General features: G+C 43.7%; 12 protein-coding genes. All 12 read right to left on the minus strand.

Going from position 1 to position 15,853, the window contains the following annotated elements:
• Positions 1-4: 4 nt before the first annotated feature.
• Entirely contained in the window at positions 5-4,795 is a 4,791-nt protein-coding gene (locus tag HMPREF3002_RS06475) for an endo-beta-N-acetylglucosaminidase (protein WP_070665653.1), read from the minus strand.
• A gap of 234 nt (positions 4,796-5,029) precedes the next feature.
• Entirely contained in the window at positions 5,030-6,040 is a 1,011-nt protein-coding gene (gap, locus tag HMPREF3002_RS06480; RefSeq protein WP_023919220.1) for a type I glyceraldehyde-3-phosphate dehydrogenase, read from the minus strand.
• Positions 6,041-6,319: 279 nt separating this feature from the next.
• Positions 6,320-8,401: an elongation factor G gene (fusA, locus tag HMPREF3002_RS06485; RefSeq protein ID WP_003003071.1), complete on the minus strand. Its 2,082-nt coding sequence runs from the start codon at positions 8,399-8,401 to the stop codon at positions 6,320-6,322.
• 303 nt (positions 8,402-8,704) lie between these two features.
• Positions 8,705-9,175, minus strand: coding sequence for a 30S ribosomal protein S7 (gene rpsG / locus HMPREF3002_RS06490; RefSeq protein ID WP_003003105.1), 471 nt, complete (start codon positions 9,173-9,175; stop codon positions 8,705-8,707).
• Positions 9,176-9,194: 19 nt separating this feature from the next.
• Complete coding sequence (gene rpsL / locus HMPREF3002_RS06495; protein ID WP_003003125.1) at positions 9,195-9,608, minus strand: 30S ribosomal protein S12; 414 nt, start codon at positions 9,606-9,608, stop codon at positions 9,195-9,197.
• Positions 9,609-9,813: 205 nt separating this feature from the next.
• Complete coding sequence (locus HMPREF3002_RS06500) at positions 9,814-10,350, minus strand: hypothetical protein (RefSeq protein ID WP_070665654.1); 537 nt, start codon at positions 10,348-10,350, stop codon at positions 9,814-9,816.
• Positions 10,351-10,373: 23 nt separating this feature from the next.
• Positions 10,374-11,189: a pur operon repressor gene (purR, locus tag HMPREF3002_RS06505; protein WP_037599408.1), complete on the minus strand. Its 816-nt coding sequence runs from the start codon at positions 11,187-11,189 to the stop codon at positions 10,374-10,376.
• A 135-nt stretch (positions 11,190-11,324) separates the two neighbouring features.
• Entirely contained in the window at positions 11,325-12,269 is a 945-nt protein-coding gene (locus tag HMPREF3002_RS06510) for a 3'-5' exoribonuclease YhaM family protein (protein WP_049491700.1), read from the minus strand.
• The gene (locus HMPREF3002_RS06515) at positions 12,256-13,506 is read right to left on the minus strand and encodes a DNA recombination protein RmuC (protein ID WP_070665657.1); all 1,251 of its coding nucleotides are present in this window, start codon (positions 13,504-13,506) and stop codon (positions 12,256-12,258) included. The genes HMPREF3002_RS06510 and HMPREF3002_RS06515 overlap by 14 nt, the downstream gene beginning before the upstream one ends.
• 1 nt (position 13,507) lies before the next feature.
• Positions 13,508-14,140, minus strand: a complete 633-nt coding sequence (locus HMPREF3002_RS06520) for a thiamine diphosphokinase (protein ID WP_070665660.1) — start codon at positions 14,138-14,140, stop codon at positions 13,508-13,510.
• Positions 14,133-14,792, minus strand: coding sequence for a ribulose-phosphate 3-epimerase (gene rpe, locus HMPREF3002_RS06525; protein WP_070665663.1), 660 nt, complete (start codon positions 14,790-14,792; stop codon positions 14,133-14,135). The genes HMPREF3002_RS06520 and rpe overlap by 8 nt, the downstream gene beginning before the upstream one ends.
• Positions 14,793-14,806: 14 nt before the next feature.
• The gene (gene rsgA, locus HMPREF3002_RS06530; protein WP_049474638.1) at positions 14,807-15,685 is read right to left on the minus strand and encodes a ribosome small subunit-dependent GTPase A; all 879 of its coding nucleotides are present in this window, start codon (positions 15,683-15,685) and stop codon (positions 14,807-14,809) included.
• Positions 15,686-15,853: the final 168 nt, after the last annotated feature.

Genomic DNA, 15,853 nt, shown 5'->3' on the forward strand with positions numbered 1-15,853 from the left:
AGACTTACTCTTCTTTCTTCTTACCAGCCAAGAGGAAGCCGCCTAAGGCCGCTAAGAGAACAGCTTCAGCTGCAAAGGAAGCTTCTAGGCTTGCCGTATTTGGCAAGTGTTCCGATTGACTTTCTTTGCTTGCATCTTTTGTTTCTTGCTGAACCGTTGGCTGTGAGTTCGCTCCTTGGTGGGCACTTAACAACTGATGGATCTCTTGATCGACCATATCCTTGTGTTCTTCCTCCTGATGACCCGCTTGAGTAGAAGTCGTTGGGGCCAACTGATCCACTTGAGAAGACTCTGTAGGCTTCAATGGATTAGCTGGATCCGGAGTTACTGGGGTAGCTGGTTGGACTGGTTGATTTGGTTGAGCTGGTTGAACAGGCTGATCAGGTTTAGCCGGTTCCTCTGGTTGGATCGGTTGATCTGGTTCTTCCGTTTGTGCTGGCTTATAGACAATCGCATAGTGAGTAAAGTGAGGAGCTGTAAAAATGACCACATCTCCAACTCTCTCAAAGGCCAAGGATTGAGGTGCTTGACCTTCTGGGAAGAAGAGAACTTGCTCCACTTCTTTATCCTTATCCACAGGGATTTTCACAAGGGATGGATGGTGGGTATCGATATCTTGACCGCTGGCATCCACACCTTCAATATCAAAGACGATTCCTTCTCGGCCCTTCAGCTCTTCTTTTTCTGCCTGATTGGCTTCAACTTTCGCGACTTTCAGTCCTTTGACAACGGTTGGCTCTAAGTTGGAGAATTGGACTTCGACTCCAGTCGCAGGGTCTACAAAGACCGCTGGCTTGTCTTCTTTCAGGAGTGCAATCAAGGTCTCTAGACCTGTCTTAGCTGTTCCAAGAGCTTCAGGAGTGAGCTCTGAAGAAGCTAGGAGTTCTTTATTTTTCTCCAGGAGTGCCTGTAAAGCTTCACCAGAAGGGTGATTTGGCTTGCTTGCTAATAGAGAGGTCGCTTCAGTTGTCAGAGCAGAAAGTGCTTCTTTTTCTTTTGTTAGATTGGCTTGACCATCCAAGGCTTTCAAGAGAGCGGTCAAATTGTTCAACTGCTCATTGACTTGATCTTGTGTGCTGGTATCATGCTCTTTCAAGACTTTTTCAGAAGCAGCCATTCCAGCTAGCAAAGCTTCTTTAACTTCAGGAGTGGCAAAAGTAAAGTCTACTTTGTCTTTTGCAGCTTCAGCTTCAGCCAATTTTTGCTTAAGGTATTCATCGTTGAGAGCTGGTTTTGGATTGACGAGGACATCAAAGCTTGTGCTAGCTCCTTTGTAATGGATAGTGATGGTTTGACGGCCTTCCTTGCTCGCATCAAATCCAGTTATTTCAACACCTTCATCGGTCAAGGCGTGCGTTTCGGTCGTTTCATCTTCAAAGACGACTGTAAAGCGTCCGCCTTCTTTCTCCAATGCTTCTCCGACGATATATTCCACTTTTGGTTTGTCGGTCAATTCTAGACCAGCAACTGCTTTTTCACCTGCTTCCTCTGCACTGACCACAAAAACAGTGAGAGTCTTATCCAATTTCTGACCAAGGTAAGAAACTTCTAGGTGTTGTTCTCCAAGCTTGCTACTGTCAAATCCATGAATCTCTACACCTGAGTTGGTGAGGTTGACCAGTTGATCTGCTTGGCCATCTTTATAATGAACGCGGAGAGTCGCCCCTTTCAAGGAAAGGGCATCGCCTTCCCGGTAGACCTTCTTGGTCAATCCATCTTCAAATTGAAGTCCCGCAATTTCTTTATCATTCTTTGGAACTTCGATCGCCAAAACATTACTGATATCTTTACCAGGTTCTTGCGCACGATAGTAGAGAAGAGATGGGGTTGATTCAAAAGCGAGCGGTTTAAAGATCAGATTTCCAGCTTGATCGGCTGTCATGGTCGCAATTGGATTAGTGGCTTCTTTATCGGCATAAAGAGTCAGAGTAGTATTAGCCGGAACATCTTTGAAACCGACTTGGACAAAATGATTACCTAAGTTTTGCGCTGCAGCATGTTTCATCGGAATGTTGACCGTTTCAGTATCCAGACTTTCATACATCTTCCAGTTGTAAATCCGGATGGCTTGCCATGGGGTGCCGTTATCTGCCGTAATGACATGGAGACGCCAGTCTTGAGCCTTGATTGGATGGTCGAGTGTAATGTCGGACACATGGGCTTTATTGCCACGAACTTCCTTAGCAAGCTTCCATTCACCCGCTTCATCCTTGTAGTAAAGGTCGAAGTCACGGGTATTCATCTTGCCATCGTCGACAGATTCTCCACCCGCACCGGCATGGTCCATGACCCAACGAACAATGGTCCGTGGTTGTGTCAAACGAATATCGACGGTTCCACTCAATTGAGCAGAAGACCATTTATCTGAAAGACTGGTAATGGTACCATTTAACATGCCTTCGATGCCTTCACTACCATCCGCATCCGGGAAGCTCGAACCGATCACTTTGGCTCCGATGACCACGTTTGGCGCTAAAGCTTTTGGTAGACTGGTATCTGACACGGTCATGCCCCAATCAAAGGCTACAGTTCCCGCATCCGAACGTTGACCATTCTTTCCAACTGCCACAACCTTGAGTTCCTGAGTGGTTCCTTCAGCACTTGCTGAACGGCTAACTTTTGGTAGATAGACGGTTGCCGCAGAAGATCCTGTTAAGAGACGCCAGTTATCGCCATCTTTTTCATAGACTTCATAATAATCCGCATCTGCTACCCCTTTAAAATTGAGGACTGCTTCTGCTTCTTGCGCATTTTGTAGACGTTTTGCACGAACGGATACTTCTGCTGGAGTAGCTGGTTTTTCTTGGTTTGACGTAATCGACAATTGGCCGAGATTAAATTTGTAGTCTTTAACATCCGTATCATGGTCAAAGAACATCTTCACAGCATAGATGGTCTTGCCAGCCAAACTTCCTAAATCAAAGGTTTGAGTAGACCAATCTGCACTCGGTGTCAATTCTTTCCATTCGTATTCAGAGTAGTCTTCTTTGGTGGCAACAGCTACCCAGGCAGCAGCTCCGATCCCACCTTTATGACTGACGCTCAATTTTGTCGTTTCTGTCACAGGAATCTTGGTCGAATAGAGCATGACATTTTGACTGCTATTGGCTTTTAAATCTCCTTCAAAGGCTAGAGAATTTCCTCCATTGTAAGCTTGATCAAAATCATAGCGACCTTTTAATGGTGTACTATCTTCACTATGCTCTACCCACCAACGCCATGTTGGAAGGTAGCCAGAAACAGAACGGTAGTTCCATTCCCCTTCTTTAGAAATCTTGCCATCGACAAACCAGTGTTTTCCGTGACCAGTATTGAAGGAAGTATTGAAATCTTCACTAGTGATTGGGGTTTTGTCCACTACTAGATTGGACATACCGTACCAAGATTGGTCTGCTGGTTTTCCTTTAGTCGGATCTCCTTGGAAACCTGTCCAGAATAGATCTTCATGGGTATGGTATCCTTCTCCAGTCTTTCCTAGCCCTGTAATGGTATCAGGTGCATAAAGCCCAAGAGATAGACGCAACTTGCCATGTTCATCTAAAATGGCATTCCAGTCTACATTAGTCTTATAAGAGCCTCCTTTTTGGAGTTCGAGTCCAGCTAGAACATCATAAGGATTCCGATGAATCCATTTAGCTGTACTGATGGAATAATCCACTTCTGATTTGCCCCAGTTAAAGTTAGCAAAGAAGGTATCCACTGGATTTTCCCCATTTTCTGGCTGCATGAAATTGTAGTTGTATTCTCCCAGCGCATTCTCATGGTAACGGCCATATTCATAGGTCATAGCATCATACCAGGAATACTTAATCGGATAGTTCAGACTCTTCGCATATTCCTTGGTATAAAGAAGGAAATCTCTCAATTTTGGCCCCAATGGTTCTACAAGATTTCCGGTCGTTTCTTGGTTGATAAAGTAACCATCAAAGCCATAGTACTTAGCAAGTTCGACTAATTTACGAGCGATCGGGAAAGTTTTAGAGCCTTCACTATCTTCTTTCAAGGTTTCTGCAAAATGTTCTTGATCCTTGATGCTGCTAGACCAGTTATAAAAGAGTGTTCCATAAATAGGAACCCCATTTCGGTGGGCAGCATCAATCACATCTGCTGATGGAACCAGCCCTTCCCAAAAGACCATGGAATCCAAATATTGCCAGTAATCAAAAGCATAGGCTTTAAACTCTTCCCCGCCGACAGACGCATGATCCTTTGCTTTGGAGTTCATATTTGACAGTGCTTGGATCTTCGCTTCAGGGTTGGCTTGTTCATTAATTTGTTTTCCTTGGAAACGACTCGCAAGTGGGACGCTTGCTCTGTTCATATCGTCATCCACTCGTTTTCCTGGTTCCCACTTCAAGAGATCATCCCAGGTATCGAACTTAACTTCTTTGGGTCTTAATTGTTTTTCTTCATTGGTTGGTAAATCAGCCACTTTTTCTGCAGCAGCTTTCGGTTTTTCAGTCTCTGAAACGGCTGGATGATCTGTAGTTGTCGAGCTAGCTTCTGTACTTGTAGGACTAGCCTCCGGAGTGACCGCTTCTGCGGCTGGTTTTTCCGTTTCTGCAGCAGGTAAGGCCGCATCTGCAGTATAGACGCCAGCTTCTCTCACTAGATGATTAACATCTTCAGTCGCTACTGAAGAGGTTTCCAAGGGTTGTTCACTAGTAGAAACCGTCTCATCTGCAGAGACAGCGCCTGTTCCCAAAAATGCTAACCCAATCAATGCGGAGCAAACTCCCACACTGAATTTTCGTATACTAAATCGTTCTTTCTTTTCAAATAGATGACCTTTCATCTTGACCTCCTTGTATGGTTTTTTTCTTTTTCTTGAGCGATTTCCATTGGCTCCTTCCTCCACGATCTGTAATCGCTTTCATTTTCTTGTATTAGAAATCTCCAATCAAGGATAGGATACCCTAATCTATTTAGCACTGTCAATCATTTTTAGCAATTCCTATAATATGATGAGAAAGCCCTAAAAAAAGTACAAAAAAAGAGGAGGTTTCCCTCCTCTCATCATACGCATGAATTATTTAGCAATTTTTGCGAAGTATTCAAGAGTACGAACAAGTTGTGCAGTGTAAGACATTTCGTTGTCATACCATGAAACAACTTTAACCAATTGTTTACCGTCAACGTCAATAACTTTAGTTTGAGTTGCGTCAAACAATGATCCGTAAGACATACCTACAACGTCTGAAGAAACGATTGGATCTTCAGTGTAACCGTATGATTCGTTTGAAGCTGCTTTCATAGCTGCGTTCACTTCATCAACAGTAACGTTCTTGTCAAGAACAACTACCAATTCAGTAACTGATCCAGTTGGAACAGGAACACGTTGTGCAGCTCCGTCCAATTTACCGTTCAATTCAGGGATAACCAAACCGATTGCTTTAGCAGCACCAGTTGAGTTAGGAACGATGTTAGCAGCACCAGCGCGTGCACGACGAAGGTCACCTTTACGGTGTGGACCGTCAAGGATCATTTGGTCACCAGTGTAAGCGTGGATAGTAGTCATCAATCCTTCAACAACACCGAAGTTATCTTGAAGAGCTTTAGCCATTGGAGCCAAGCAGTTTGTAGTACATGAAGCACCTGAGATAACTGTTTCAGTACCATCAAGAATATCGTGGTTAGTGTTAAATACGACTGTTTTAACATCTGATCCACCAGGAGCAGTGATAACAACTTTCTTAGCACCACCAGCATGCAAGTGTTTTTCAGCAGCTGCTTTAGTAGCAAAGAAACCAGTTGCTTCAAGAACGATTTCTACACCGTCGTTAGCCCAGTCGATTTGTTCTGGATCACGTTCAGCGGAAACTTTAATGAATTTACCGTTAACTTCGAATCCACCTTCTTTAACTTCCACAGTACCGTCGAAACGACCTTGAGTTGTATCGTATTTCAACAAGTGTGCAAGCATAACTGGATCTGTAAGGTCGTTGATGCGTGTAACTTCAACACCTTCTACGTTTTGGATACGACGGAAAGCAAGACGTCCGATACGACCGAAACCGTTAATACCAACTTTAACTACCATTCGTGATTTCCTCCTTATGAAAATCAAAAAAATTTTTTGTGAAAAGAGTAACTTGACACAGCGCCAAACATCTTTTAACAGTCTCTATTATATACTTTATTGCATTAAAAAGCAACTATTTCCCCACGAAAAGCAAGATTTATCATAGATCACCACCTCTTTTATTGAAGTTTTTCACAAAGTCTTGTTTGCTAGGAAGAGCACTTTTTTACTTGTATTCACTTTTGGAACAAAGAAAAACTCTTCCCAAAGTGGGAAGAGTTTTTAAGCATTGGTAAATTAAGCTTCACCTTTAGCTTTTTTAATGATTTCTTCTTGTACTGATTTTGGTACATCTTCGTAGTGGTCAAATACCATCATGAAGGTACCACGTCCTTGAGTTGCAGAACGAAGGACAGTAGCGTAACCGAACATTTCAGCAAGTGGTACATATGCACGAACGATTTGGCTTGCACCGTGTGCTTCCATACCATCTACACGTCCACGACGAGCAGTTACGTGACCCATAACATCCCCAAGGTTTTCTTCAGGAACTGTGATGGTTACAAGCATCATTGGTTCAAGGATAGCTGGTTGTGCAGTCTTAGCAGCTTCTTTAAGTGCAAGAGATGCAGCGATCTTGAAGGCAGTTTCAGATGAGTCGACATCGTGGTATGAACCATCGTAAAGCTTAGCTTTCACGTCAACCATTGGGTAACCAGCAAGAACACCGTTCGCCATAGATTCTTGAAGTCCTTTTTCTACTGCAGGGATGAATTCACGTGGAACCACACCACCGACGATCGCATTTTCGAACTCGAATCCTTTACCTTCTTCGTTTGGAGTAAATTCGATCCAAACATCACCAAACTGACCTTTACCACCAGATTGACGTTTGAAGAATCCACGTGCTTGTGTAGAAGCGCGGAATGTTTCACGGTAAGATACTTGAGGAGCACCAACGTTAGCTTCAACCTTGAATTCACGTTTCATACGGTCAACAAGGACATCCAAGTGCAACTCACCCATACCAGAGATAACTGTTTCACCAGTTTCAGGGTTTGTTTCAACGCGGAATGTTGGATCTTCTTCAGCCAATTTTTGAAGGGCGATACCCATCTTGTCTTGGTCCGCTTTAGATTTAGGCTCAACCATCAATTGGATAACTGGTTCTGGAACTTCGATTGATTCAAGGATGATTTTTGCTTTTTCATCTGTCAATGAGTCACCAGTTGTAGTATCTTTCAAACCAACGGCAGCAGCGATATCTCCAGAGTAAACTGTTTCGATTTCTTTACGAGTGTTGGCGTGCATTTGAAGGATACGTCCGATACGTTCACGTTTACCTTTAGAAGTGTTCAATACGTATGAACCTGAGTTCAAGACACCTGAGTAAACACGGAAGAATGTCAAACGACCTACGAATGGGTCAGTCATGATCTTGAAGGCAAGAGCTGCAAATGGCTCTTCATCAGATGCTGGACGTTCTTCTTCTTCGTCTGTATCTGGGTTTACACCCTTGATTGCAGGGATATCAAGTGGGCTTGGAAGGTAGTCAAGGACTGCATCCAACATCAATTGAACCCCTTTGTTCTTGAAGGCAGAACCACAAAGTACTGGGTAGAATTCAACGTTGATTGTAGCTTTACGGATACCAGCTTTCAATTCTTCGTTAGTAATTTCTTCCCCTTCAAGGTATTTCATCATCAAGTCTTCATCAGTTTCAGCAACTGCTTCAACCAATTTTTCACGGTATTCTTGAGCTTGTTCAAGGTATTCAGCTGGAATATCTTCTTCAAGGATATCTGTACCAAGGTCGTTAGTATAGATTTCAGCTTTCATCTTGATCAAGTCAATGATTCCGCGGAAGTCATCTTCAGCACCGATTGGCAATTGAATTGGGTGAGCGTTTGCTTGAAGACGGTCATGAAGTGTGCTTACTGAGTAAAGGAAGTCAGCACCGATTTTATCCATCTTGTTAGCGAATACGATACGTGGAACTCCGTATTCAGTTGCTTGACGCCAAACTGTTTCAGTTTGAGGCTCAACACCTGATTGTGAGTCAAGAACGGTTACAGCACCGTCCAAAACGCGGAGTGAACGTTGAACTTCGATCGTGAAGTCCACGTGTCCTGGTGTGTCGATGATGTTTACACGAGTGTCTTTCCATTGAGCTGTTGTAGCGGCAGATGTGATAGTGATACCACGTTCTTGTTCTTGCTCCATCCAGTCCATTTGTGACGCACCTTCGTGAGTTTCACCGATTTTGTGAATCTTACCAGTGTAGTAAAGGATACGCTCAGTTGTAGTTGTTTTACCAGCATCGACGTGAGCCATGATACCGATATTACGAGTTTTTTCAAGTGAAAATTCGCGTGCCATGAGGTTTGTTTCTCCTATATTTTTTATTTCTATATTCTATTATAACATGATTTAATAAAAACGGATAGGCAGGACCTACCCGTTCTCAGTGTTTTCATGCTAAGTTTTGGTTCCAACTTGTAAGAAGAGTTGAATTGGGTTCAAGAGCTGACGAAGCTTAATTGAACTCGGGCTAAAGTTAGTTAGCCGATTTGAGCCGGAACGGGATGCTGTGTGAAAAAGATAAACTTCCTTGTATTCATCGAATACTGCGTCAGTTTCCTATTTTCACTTTGCATCCTTGCCGTTCCTAGCATCATGATCTTACCAGCGGAAGTGTGCGAATGCACGGTTAGCTTCAGCCATACGGTGAGTATCTTCACGTTTCTTAACAGCTGCACCAGTGTTGTTCGCTGCATCCAAGATTTCTTTTGCAAGACGATCAACCATTGTGTGTTCACCACGTTGACGAGCGATTGTTACCAACCAACGAAGTCCAAGTGTTGTACGACGTTCTGGACGAACTTCAACTGGGACTTGGTAGTTAGAACCACCGACACGGCGAGCACGTACTTCAAGTACAGGCATGATGTTTTCCATAGCTGTTTCGAATACTTCAAGAGCATCGTTTCCAGTAGCTTCTTTAATTTGTTCGAAAGCTCCGTAAACGATTGAAGCAGCTGTACCACGTTTACCATCAAGCATAACGCGGTTGATAAGACGAGTAACTAATTGTGAATTGTAAAGCGGATCTGGCAATACATCGCGTTTAGGCGCACGGTTTTTACGACTCATTTTTCTTTATCCCCTTTCCTTATGCTTTTGGTTTTTTAGTACCGTATTTAGAACGGCCTTGTTTACGATCGTTTACACCTGCAGTATCAAGTGCTCCACGGACGATATGGTAACGTACCCCTGGAAGGTCTTTTACACGTCCACCACGAAGAAGAACCACGCTGTGTTCTTGCAAGTTGTGTCCGATACCTGGGATATAAGCAGTTACTTCGATCAAGTTGCTCAAACGTACACGGGCAAATTTACGAAGGGCAGAGTTAGGTTTTTTAGGTGTCATTGTTCCAACACGAGTTGCAACACCACGTTTTTGTGGTGAAGAAACGTTTGTTTGAACTTTTTTATGACTGTTGTAACCAACGTTCAAAGCTGGTGATTTAGATTTTTCTACTTTTGATTTACGCGGTTTGCGAACCAATTGGTTAATTGTAGGCATCTACATTCTCCTGTGAAATTTTTTATTTTTGGTGATGGTACACTTGGTGACAGCTACCATCTGTGTGTACTTTTGCAACATTTGTCAGCACGTCCCTGTACACTCTTGAGAGACCAAAAGTAAAAAGTACCGTCTATTATTATAACATGACGGCACTTTGATTGCAAGATGTTTTTTTATTTTTTAAAGAAGTCGAAAAAGTTCATTATTGACCAGCTTCAGCAGGTACTTCTGCCCCTGCATCTGCAGCCGGAGCATACTGTTGTTGCTGTTGTGGTTGAACTGTCGCATTGGCTCCAGCTACTCCAGCGTTGGCATTAGCGTCTGTTTGAGTCTGCTGCGTTGCCGCTGTGTCACTCTCATAGGTCAGTCCATAATAGTTAGCGATGTATTGGATACGGGCATCAAGCGATTGCTTTTGAGTCGCATCTTTGACTTTCTTCACAGCAGCTTGGGCAGCGTTCACAGAATCTTGACTTGGGGTTGTTTCCATTTGAACGACTGCTTTTTCAGCAGCTTCTGTATTTTTCTTTTCTTCCTTCTTTTCTTTTTCTTCCTTTGTTTCCTTTTTCACTGGAAGGGAACCTGTTTTTTTAGCAGGTTGAATTTCTGTCGTTACCTGGGCAGCCGTATTCTTTTTAACGGTATACAAACCAGCTACCAATATAAAGGATAGAGACAGAACTGTCACCAAGCGAATCCACAAAGGGCTATTATCAAATCGATCTAAAATTCTTTTCACTTTTTGATCCTCCTTTGCTGCTCTTAATCAAAGATATTCCCAACTTCGACACTCAATTTATTTTCTTTTACATCGATGTTGGTAACGCGCAATAAGGATTTGTGTTCAAAGAATTCACGGTCGGTTGCAGCATTATCCGCAAAGACAGCTACCCCTGCTAATTCAGAATCAAATTCAGACAAGAGGCTGACCATCCCGTTAATCGTTCCGCCACCTTTAAGGAAGTCATCGACAATCAAGACCCGGCTTCCTGCTTTTAGGCTCCGTTTTGAAAGGAACATTTTCTCAATGCGATCCCCACTTGAGCCTGAAACATAGTTGACACTAACGGTTGACCCTTCTGTGATTTTCAAATCACGACGGACAATAACAAAAGGAACATTCAAGACATTGGCTACTGCATTGGCTAGAGGAACTCCCTTGGTCGCTACGGTCATGACAGCATCAATCTTCTTATCCCGGAAAGCTTTGGCAATGATGCGGCCGATGCGATTCAAAATCTTTGGATTGCTCAACAGATCAGACAGGTAAATGTAGCCACCAGGAAGGATACGATCACTTTCAGACAGCTGCTTGCAAAGATCCTCGACGATTTCTTTGGATTCTTGATCTGAGATAGACGGTGTAAAGATAACACCTCCACCAGCTCCTGTAATGGTCTCAATATTTCCGATTTCCATCTCTTCAAACGCACGCTTAATGATCACGATATCTTCTGAGATGGAAGACTTGGCAGACTCATACTTTTCCGCAAACGTATTGAGGCTCGTCAATTCATAGGGATGGTTGATCAAGTAATTAGAAATCACGACCATCCGTTCACTTCTTCTTAATTTCATTTTCTCACCATGTAGTTTTTTCTATCATTATACCATAAGAAGCGAAAAAAACGAACATTCTGATTTACAGAAGGCCGTTTTTTCCTGATTATTTTATTTTTGGCAGAATCATTCCCGTATTTATCTCTGTTTTTACTAGTCGAGATTCGGTTTATAGAAGGAACGATTTTCCATAGCAAAGATTTTATTGGTCATTTCGCCAGGACCAATTAAGCCAAGTGCTGTTGTCATCATCATCATTTCCGCATCCAAATTATCGATCATATGAATAATCTCTGCTTCCATGATCTTTGGACGAACAGGACTACCGTATTCGAGCAAGCCATGGTGACTCAAGATCACATGGCGAAGGACGATGACTTCTTCTTTTTGGTCATCAATCTTCAAGTCTTGCAAGACCTTGGTGATTTCTTCATCGATGAGTGCAATGTGGCCGATGAGGTTGCCCCGAACAGTGTATTCTGTATTTTCAGGACCTGTCAACTCGATCACTTTGGCCAAATCGTGTAACATAATCCCTGCAAAGAGCAAGCTCTTATTCAACTGAGGATAGATATCACCGATACTATCTGCCAAGCGGACCATGGTCGCCGTATGATAAGCGAGACCGGCTTCAAAGGCATGGTGGTTGGTCTTAGCAGCTGGATAACTATAAAACTCTTTCTCATATTTCCCATAGAGGGCTCGGACAATCCGTTGCCAGACTGGATTTTCAATTTTGAAAATCATGTTTGACAGGTATTCATGCAATTCCTTAGGATCTACTGGTGGTTTTTCCTTGAAGTCTGCTGGATTGTTAGGCTCTCCTGCTTGTGGCAAGCGCATGTTTAATTGGTTGACTTGCGGAGTATTATTGTATACTTCCCGACGACCAGCCATATGGACCACACGCCCAGCTGTAAAGCTCTCTACATTGTGAGGTTGAGCGTCCCATAGTTTACCTTCGATTGTACCGGTCTCATCCTGGAAGACAAAGGCTAAGTAGTTCTTCCCAGCCCGCGTTTGACGCACTTCTGCTGACTTGATCAAATAGAATCCTTCGAACAATTCATCTTTTTTCATTTGGCTAATTTTGACCATCATCTTCTCCATCTTCTATATATACATCTAGTCCCAGCAGGTCCTCATCGCTTTCGATTTGGCGGAGTGTCCGCTCGATGGCACTGGTCCGTCTGGTTAGCAAATCATCAATATTATTGGAAGCATTCTTTAAATGGCGCTGAGTTTTGGCCAGAATCCCTCCAAACTTATGGAATTCTGATTTGACCGATCCCAACACCTTGCTAATGTCATCTGCACTCTTTTGGATGTTGAGCGTTTTAAAGCCAACAGACAAGGAATTCAAGAGGGCTGATAGCGTACTTGGACCAGCCACTAAAATTTGTTCGTCCCGACGCAAGCGATCGAAGAATTCTGGATTGCGAACCACTTCGGAATAGAGGCCTTCAGTTGGCAAAAAGAGAATTCCGAAATTCGTTGTCGCTGGTGGAAAGAGGTATTTTTGTTGGATATCCTTAGCAAAACGCTTGATACTAGCAAGAAGGGCCTTGCGGTAACGATCGATCTCCTCTTTCTCTCCTGATTCATAAGCTTCTTCCAGACGATAGTAGTCTTCCAGTGGGAATTTAGAGTCAATCGGCAGATAGACTGGCTCCTCTCCTTGTCCTGGAAGCTTAATGGCATACTCCACGCGCTCACTGGATTGGGGAACGGTGACAAACTCCCGCTCATACTGGGCTGGGGTCAAGATATCTTCAATAATTTGGCCCAGTTGCAATTCGCCCATAATCCCACGCGTCTTGGTATTGGAGAGAACTTTATTGAGGGTTCCAACATCTCGCGCCACCGTCTGCATTTCTCCCAGCCCTTTGTTGACCGATTCCAATTGTTTTGAAACCGTCTCAAAGGAGGTCTGCAAACGGTGCTGCAAGGTTTTCTCCAATTTTTCTTCTACCGTTTGGCGCATCTGTTCTAGCCGCACTTCATTGGACTCTTGGATCTGGCGCATACGCTCATCTGTTTTGTCCCGATTTTTAGTAAAGTGCTCATTCATCTCAGCGCGCAGAGCCGTCGTCTGCTGGTGGATCTCCACTCGCATCTCGGTTAAGCGATCTGTCAGGGCGATCTCTAACTGCTGATTGGCAATCTGGTTTGCTTGTCTTTCTTTTTCAAAACGATAGTCCAACTGGTCTGTCAAATGATCCTCATGGTCTTCCAGCATCTCTCGTAAAGCCGGTCTTGTATCATCTGACCGTTGCAAGAAATAGATGAGGAGGCCCAGATTGAGCAGGCCAATCAGAAGCAGAATGATATTCATATTAACCTCTGTCTTTACTATAAACAATGACAAGATAGCCACGGTTAAGACTCACTTGAATCGGTTGATCCAAAAATTCGTTGGAGCCATACATGGCCTTCAAAAAATAATTCTCCTGATGGAGCGGATACTTGGCCCCTGTGATCTCTAAGTGGCCTTGTCCGACAGGCATAAAACCAACATAGGACATGGCAGGATCTGGCTGAATCTCATGGCAACCAGCTGGTCTGTAGATCAAGCGATTTTGACCATCGACTAATTGGATTTGCTCCATGTAGGGAGCTAGGTCTGGATCGGTCGGCAAAAAGATATTGGACAAAAAGTGATCCAAGCGACCGCCAAAGGCACCATAAACGGTGACAGCAGCATCTGGATAGGCCTCAAAGACCGCTTTCAAGGCCAATTCCAAATCCGTATCGTTCTTTTCAGGGATGGATTGAACAACCTGCTTGGCTTGGGTTTGGATCTTATTCAAATCAGTCTCAGAGACAGAATCGAAATCCCCCACAGCTATATCTAAAGGCAGACCTTGTTCCAGTAACTTCAAACAGCCACCATCAACGCCTACATAAACATCATGATCTCTTGGCAAGAGCGTGCTGTCACCTCCTGCCAGTATTGCGATGTTACCCATTTACAGCATCTCGGAGCGTTTGAACGCGCTCATTGACATCTCCATTAAAGACATAAGAGCCTGCTACAAAGACATTGGCCCCGGCTTCTTTGGCTTGGGAAATACTTTGGTCATCAATTCCACCATCCACTTCGATATCAAAGTCTAAGCCTTTTTCTTCACGAAGAGCGGCTAATTCGCGCACCTTGTCCATGGTTTCAGGCAAGAAGGCTTGGCCACCGAATCCTGGATTAACGGTCATAACCAAGACTTGATCCACCAAGTTCAAGACATGTTTGATACTGTCTACTGGAGTCCCTGGATTGATCACAACACTCGCCTTCACACCCGCTTGACGAATTTTTTGAAGAGCTCCGTGAATATGGGGAGTAGCTTCCACATGGATGCTGATGATGTCAGCACCTGCACGGGCAAATTCTTCGATATGGTGTTCAGGATTGGTGACCATCAAGTGGCAATCAAAGACCAACTTGCTATGTGGACGCATGCTCTCTACGACACCAGCTCCAAAGCTGATATTGGGCACAAAATGGCCATCCATGACATCGATATGGGCATAGTCAGCTCCTGCTGCTTCTAAGTGTTTCAATTCACTTTCAAAATTGGCATAATCGGCACTCAAAATTGAGGGTGCAATTTTCATTGTTTTCATCGTTGTAGTGTCTCCTATTTTGGCATTTTTTTCGAAACTTTTTTATAGGTTTCGCGACGGTTTTCAATCTCACTTAGAAATTGCAAGTAATCCTCATAACGGAAAGGTGCAATTTCCTCTCTTTCAACGGCTGGTTTCACCGCACAAGCTGGCTCATGCGTGTGGGTACAGGTACGAAATTTACAAGAGTGGCTCACATCGGCGATCTCTGGGAAGGCTTGATTTAAATCTTCACTGGTTGTCACTTCATAATCAAGGGAGGAGAAGCCAGGCGTATCTGCGATCTTTCCTCCATTTAAATGGTAAAAGCTGACAGCTCGGGTCGTGTGTCGACCGCGCCCCAGACTATCTGAAATCTCACCCGTTTCAAGCTCCAGATCCGGAGCGATTTTATTGAGCAAGGTCGATTTTCCTACACCAGTCTGCCCCATAAAGACCGTGGTTTGATTGGTCAAAAGGGGCAAGAGTTCCTCAATCGACAAGACAAAATCATAGCCAATAACCTGGTAGATTCCTTGGTAGTAGTGGATGTCTTCCATATCTTCTAACAAGTCCAGTTTTGAAATATAGACAATGGGATGAATCCCCTTATGCTCCAAAAGAACCAGAAAACGGTCTAAAAGATTGGCGTTGAAATCTGGCTCCTTAGCTGACATAATCACTACTGCCTGATCAATATTGACAATAGGAGGGCGTACGAGGCTATTTTTACGAGGGGCAATGCTCAAGATGTAGCCTTCTGAATTCTCTTCAGCAGAAAACTCCACCTGATCCCCCACATAAGGAGTCTGTCCTTTTTTTCTAAAATTTCCACGAGCCCGTGTCTGGTAAATGTGACCATCTGACTCCACGTAGTAGAAGCCAGCCAAGGCCTTGACGATTGTTCCTTGCAAATCGCACTCCTTTGAGATTAATACTCCTATTATACCAAAAAATGAGAAATAAGGCTGGATTGCTCAATAAGAAAAAACGAAAAGTGAACCTCTCCGGACGCTTTTAGAAACGAATAGGTTCGTTTTTTAAATGGATAGAAACAGAAGACGGAGTATCTGTTATGACTT

Source organism: Streptococcus sp. HMSC065E03, assembly GCF_001815045.1.
GTDB lineage: Bacteria > Bacillota > Bacilli > Lactobacillales > Streptococcaceae > Streptococcus > Streptococcus parasanguinis_AD.

Bases quoted from the DNA above. Each gene is read 5' to 3' on its own strand.
- HMPREF3002_RS06475 (WP_070665653.1), bottom strand. From the start codon at position 4,795: ATGAAAGGTCATCTATTTGAAAAGAAAGAACGATTTAGTATACGAAAA.
- gap (WP_023919220.1), bottom strand. From the start codon at position 6,040: ATGGTAGTTAAAGTTGGTATTAACGGTTTCGGTCGTATCGGACGTCTT.
- fusA (WP_003003071.1), bottom strand. From the start codon at position 8,401: ATGGCACGCGAATTTTCACTTGAAAAAACTCGTAATATCGGTATCATG.
- rpsG (WP_003003105.1), bottom strand. From the start codon at position 9,175: ATGAGTCGTAAAAACCGTGCGCCTAAACGCGATGTATTGCCAGATCCG.
- rpsL (WP_003003125.1), bottom strand. From the start codon at position 9,608: ATGCCTACAATTAACCAATTGGTTCGCAAACCGCGTAAATCAAAAGTA.
- purR (WP_037599408.1), bottom strand. From the start codon at position 11,189: ATGAAATTAAGAAGAAGTGAACGGATGGTCGTGATTTCTAATTACTTG.
- HMPREF3002_RS06510 (WP_049491700.1), bottom strand. From the start codon at position 12,269: ATGGTCAAAATTAGCCAAATGAAAAAAGATGAATTGTTCGAAGGATTC.
- HMPREF3002_RS06515 (WP_070665657.1), bottom strand. From the start codon at position 13,506: ATGAATATCATTCTGCTTCTGATTGGCCTGCTCAATCTGGGCCTCCTC.
- HMPREF3002_RS06520 (WP_070665660.1), bottom strand. From the start codon at position 14,140: ATGGGTAACATCGCAATACTGGCAGGAGGTGACAGCACGCTCTTGCCA.
- rpe (WP_070665663.1), bottom strand. From the start codon at position 14,792: ATGAAAACAATGAAAATTGCACCCTCAATTTTGAGTGCCGATTATGCC.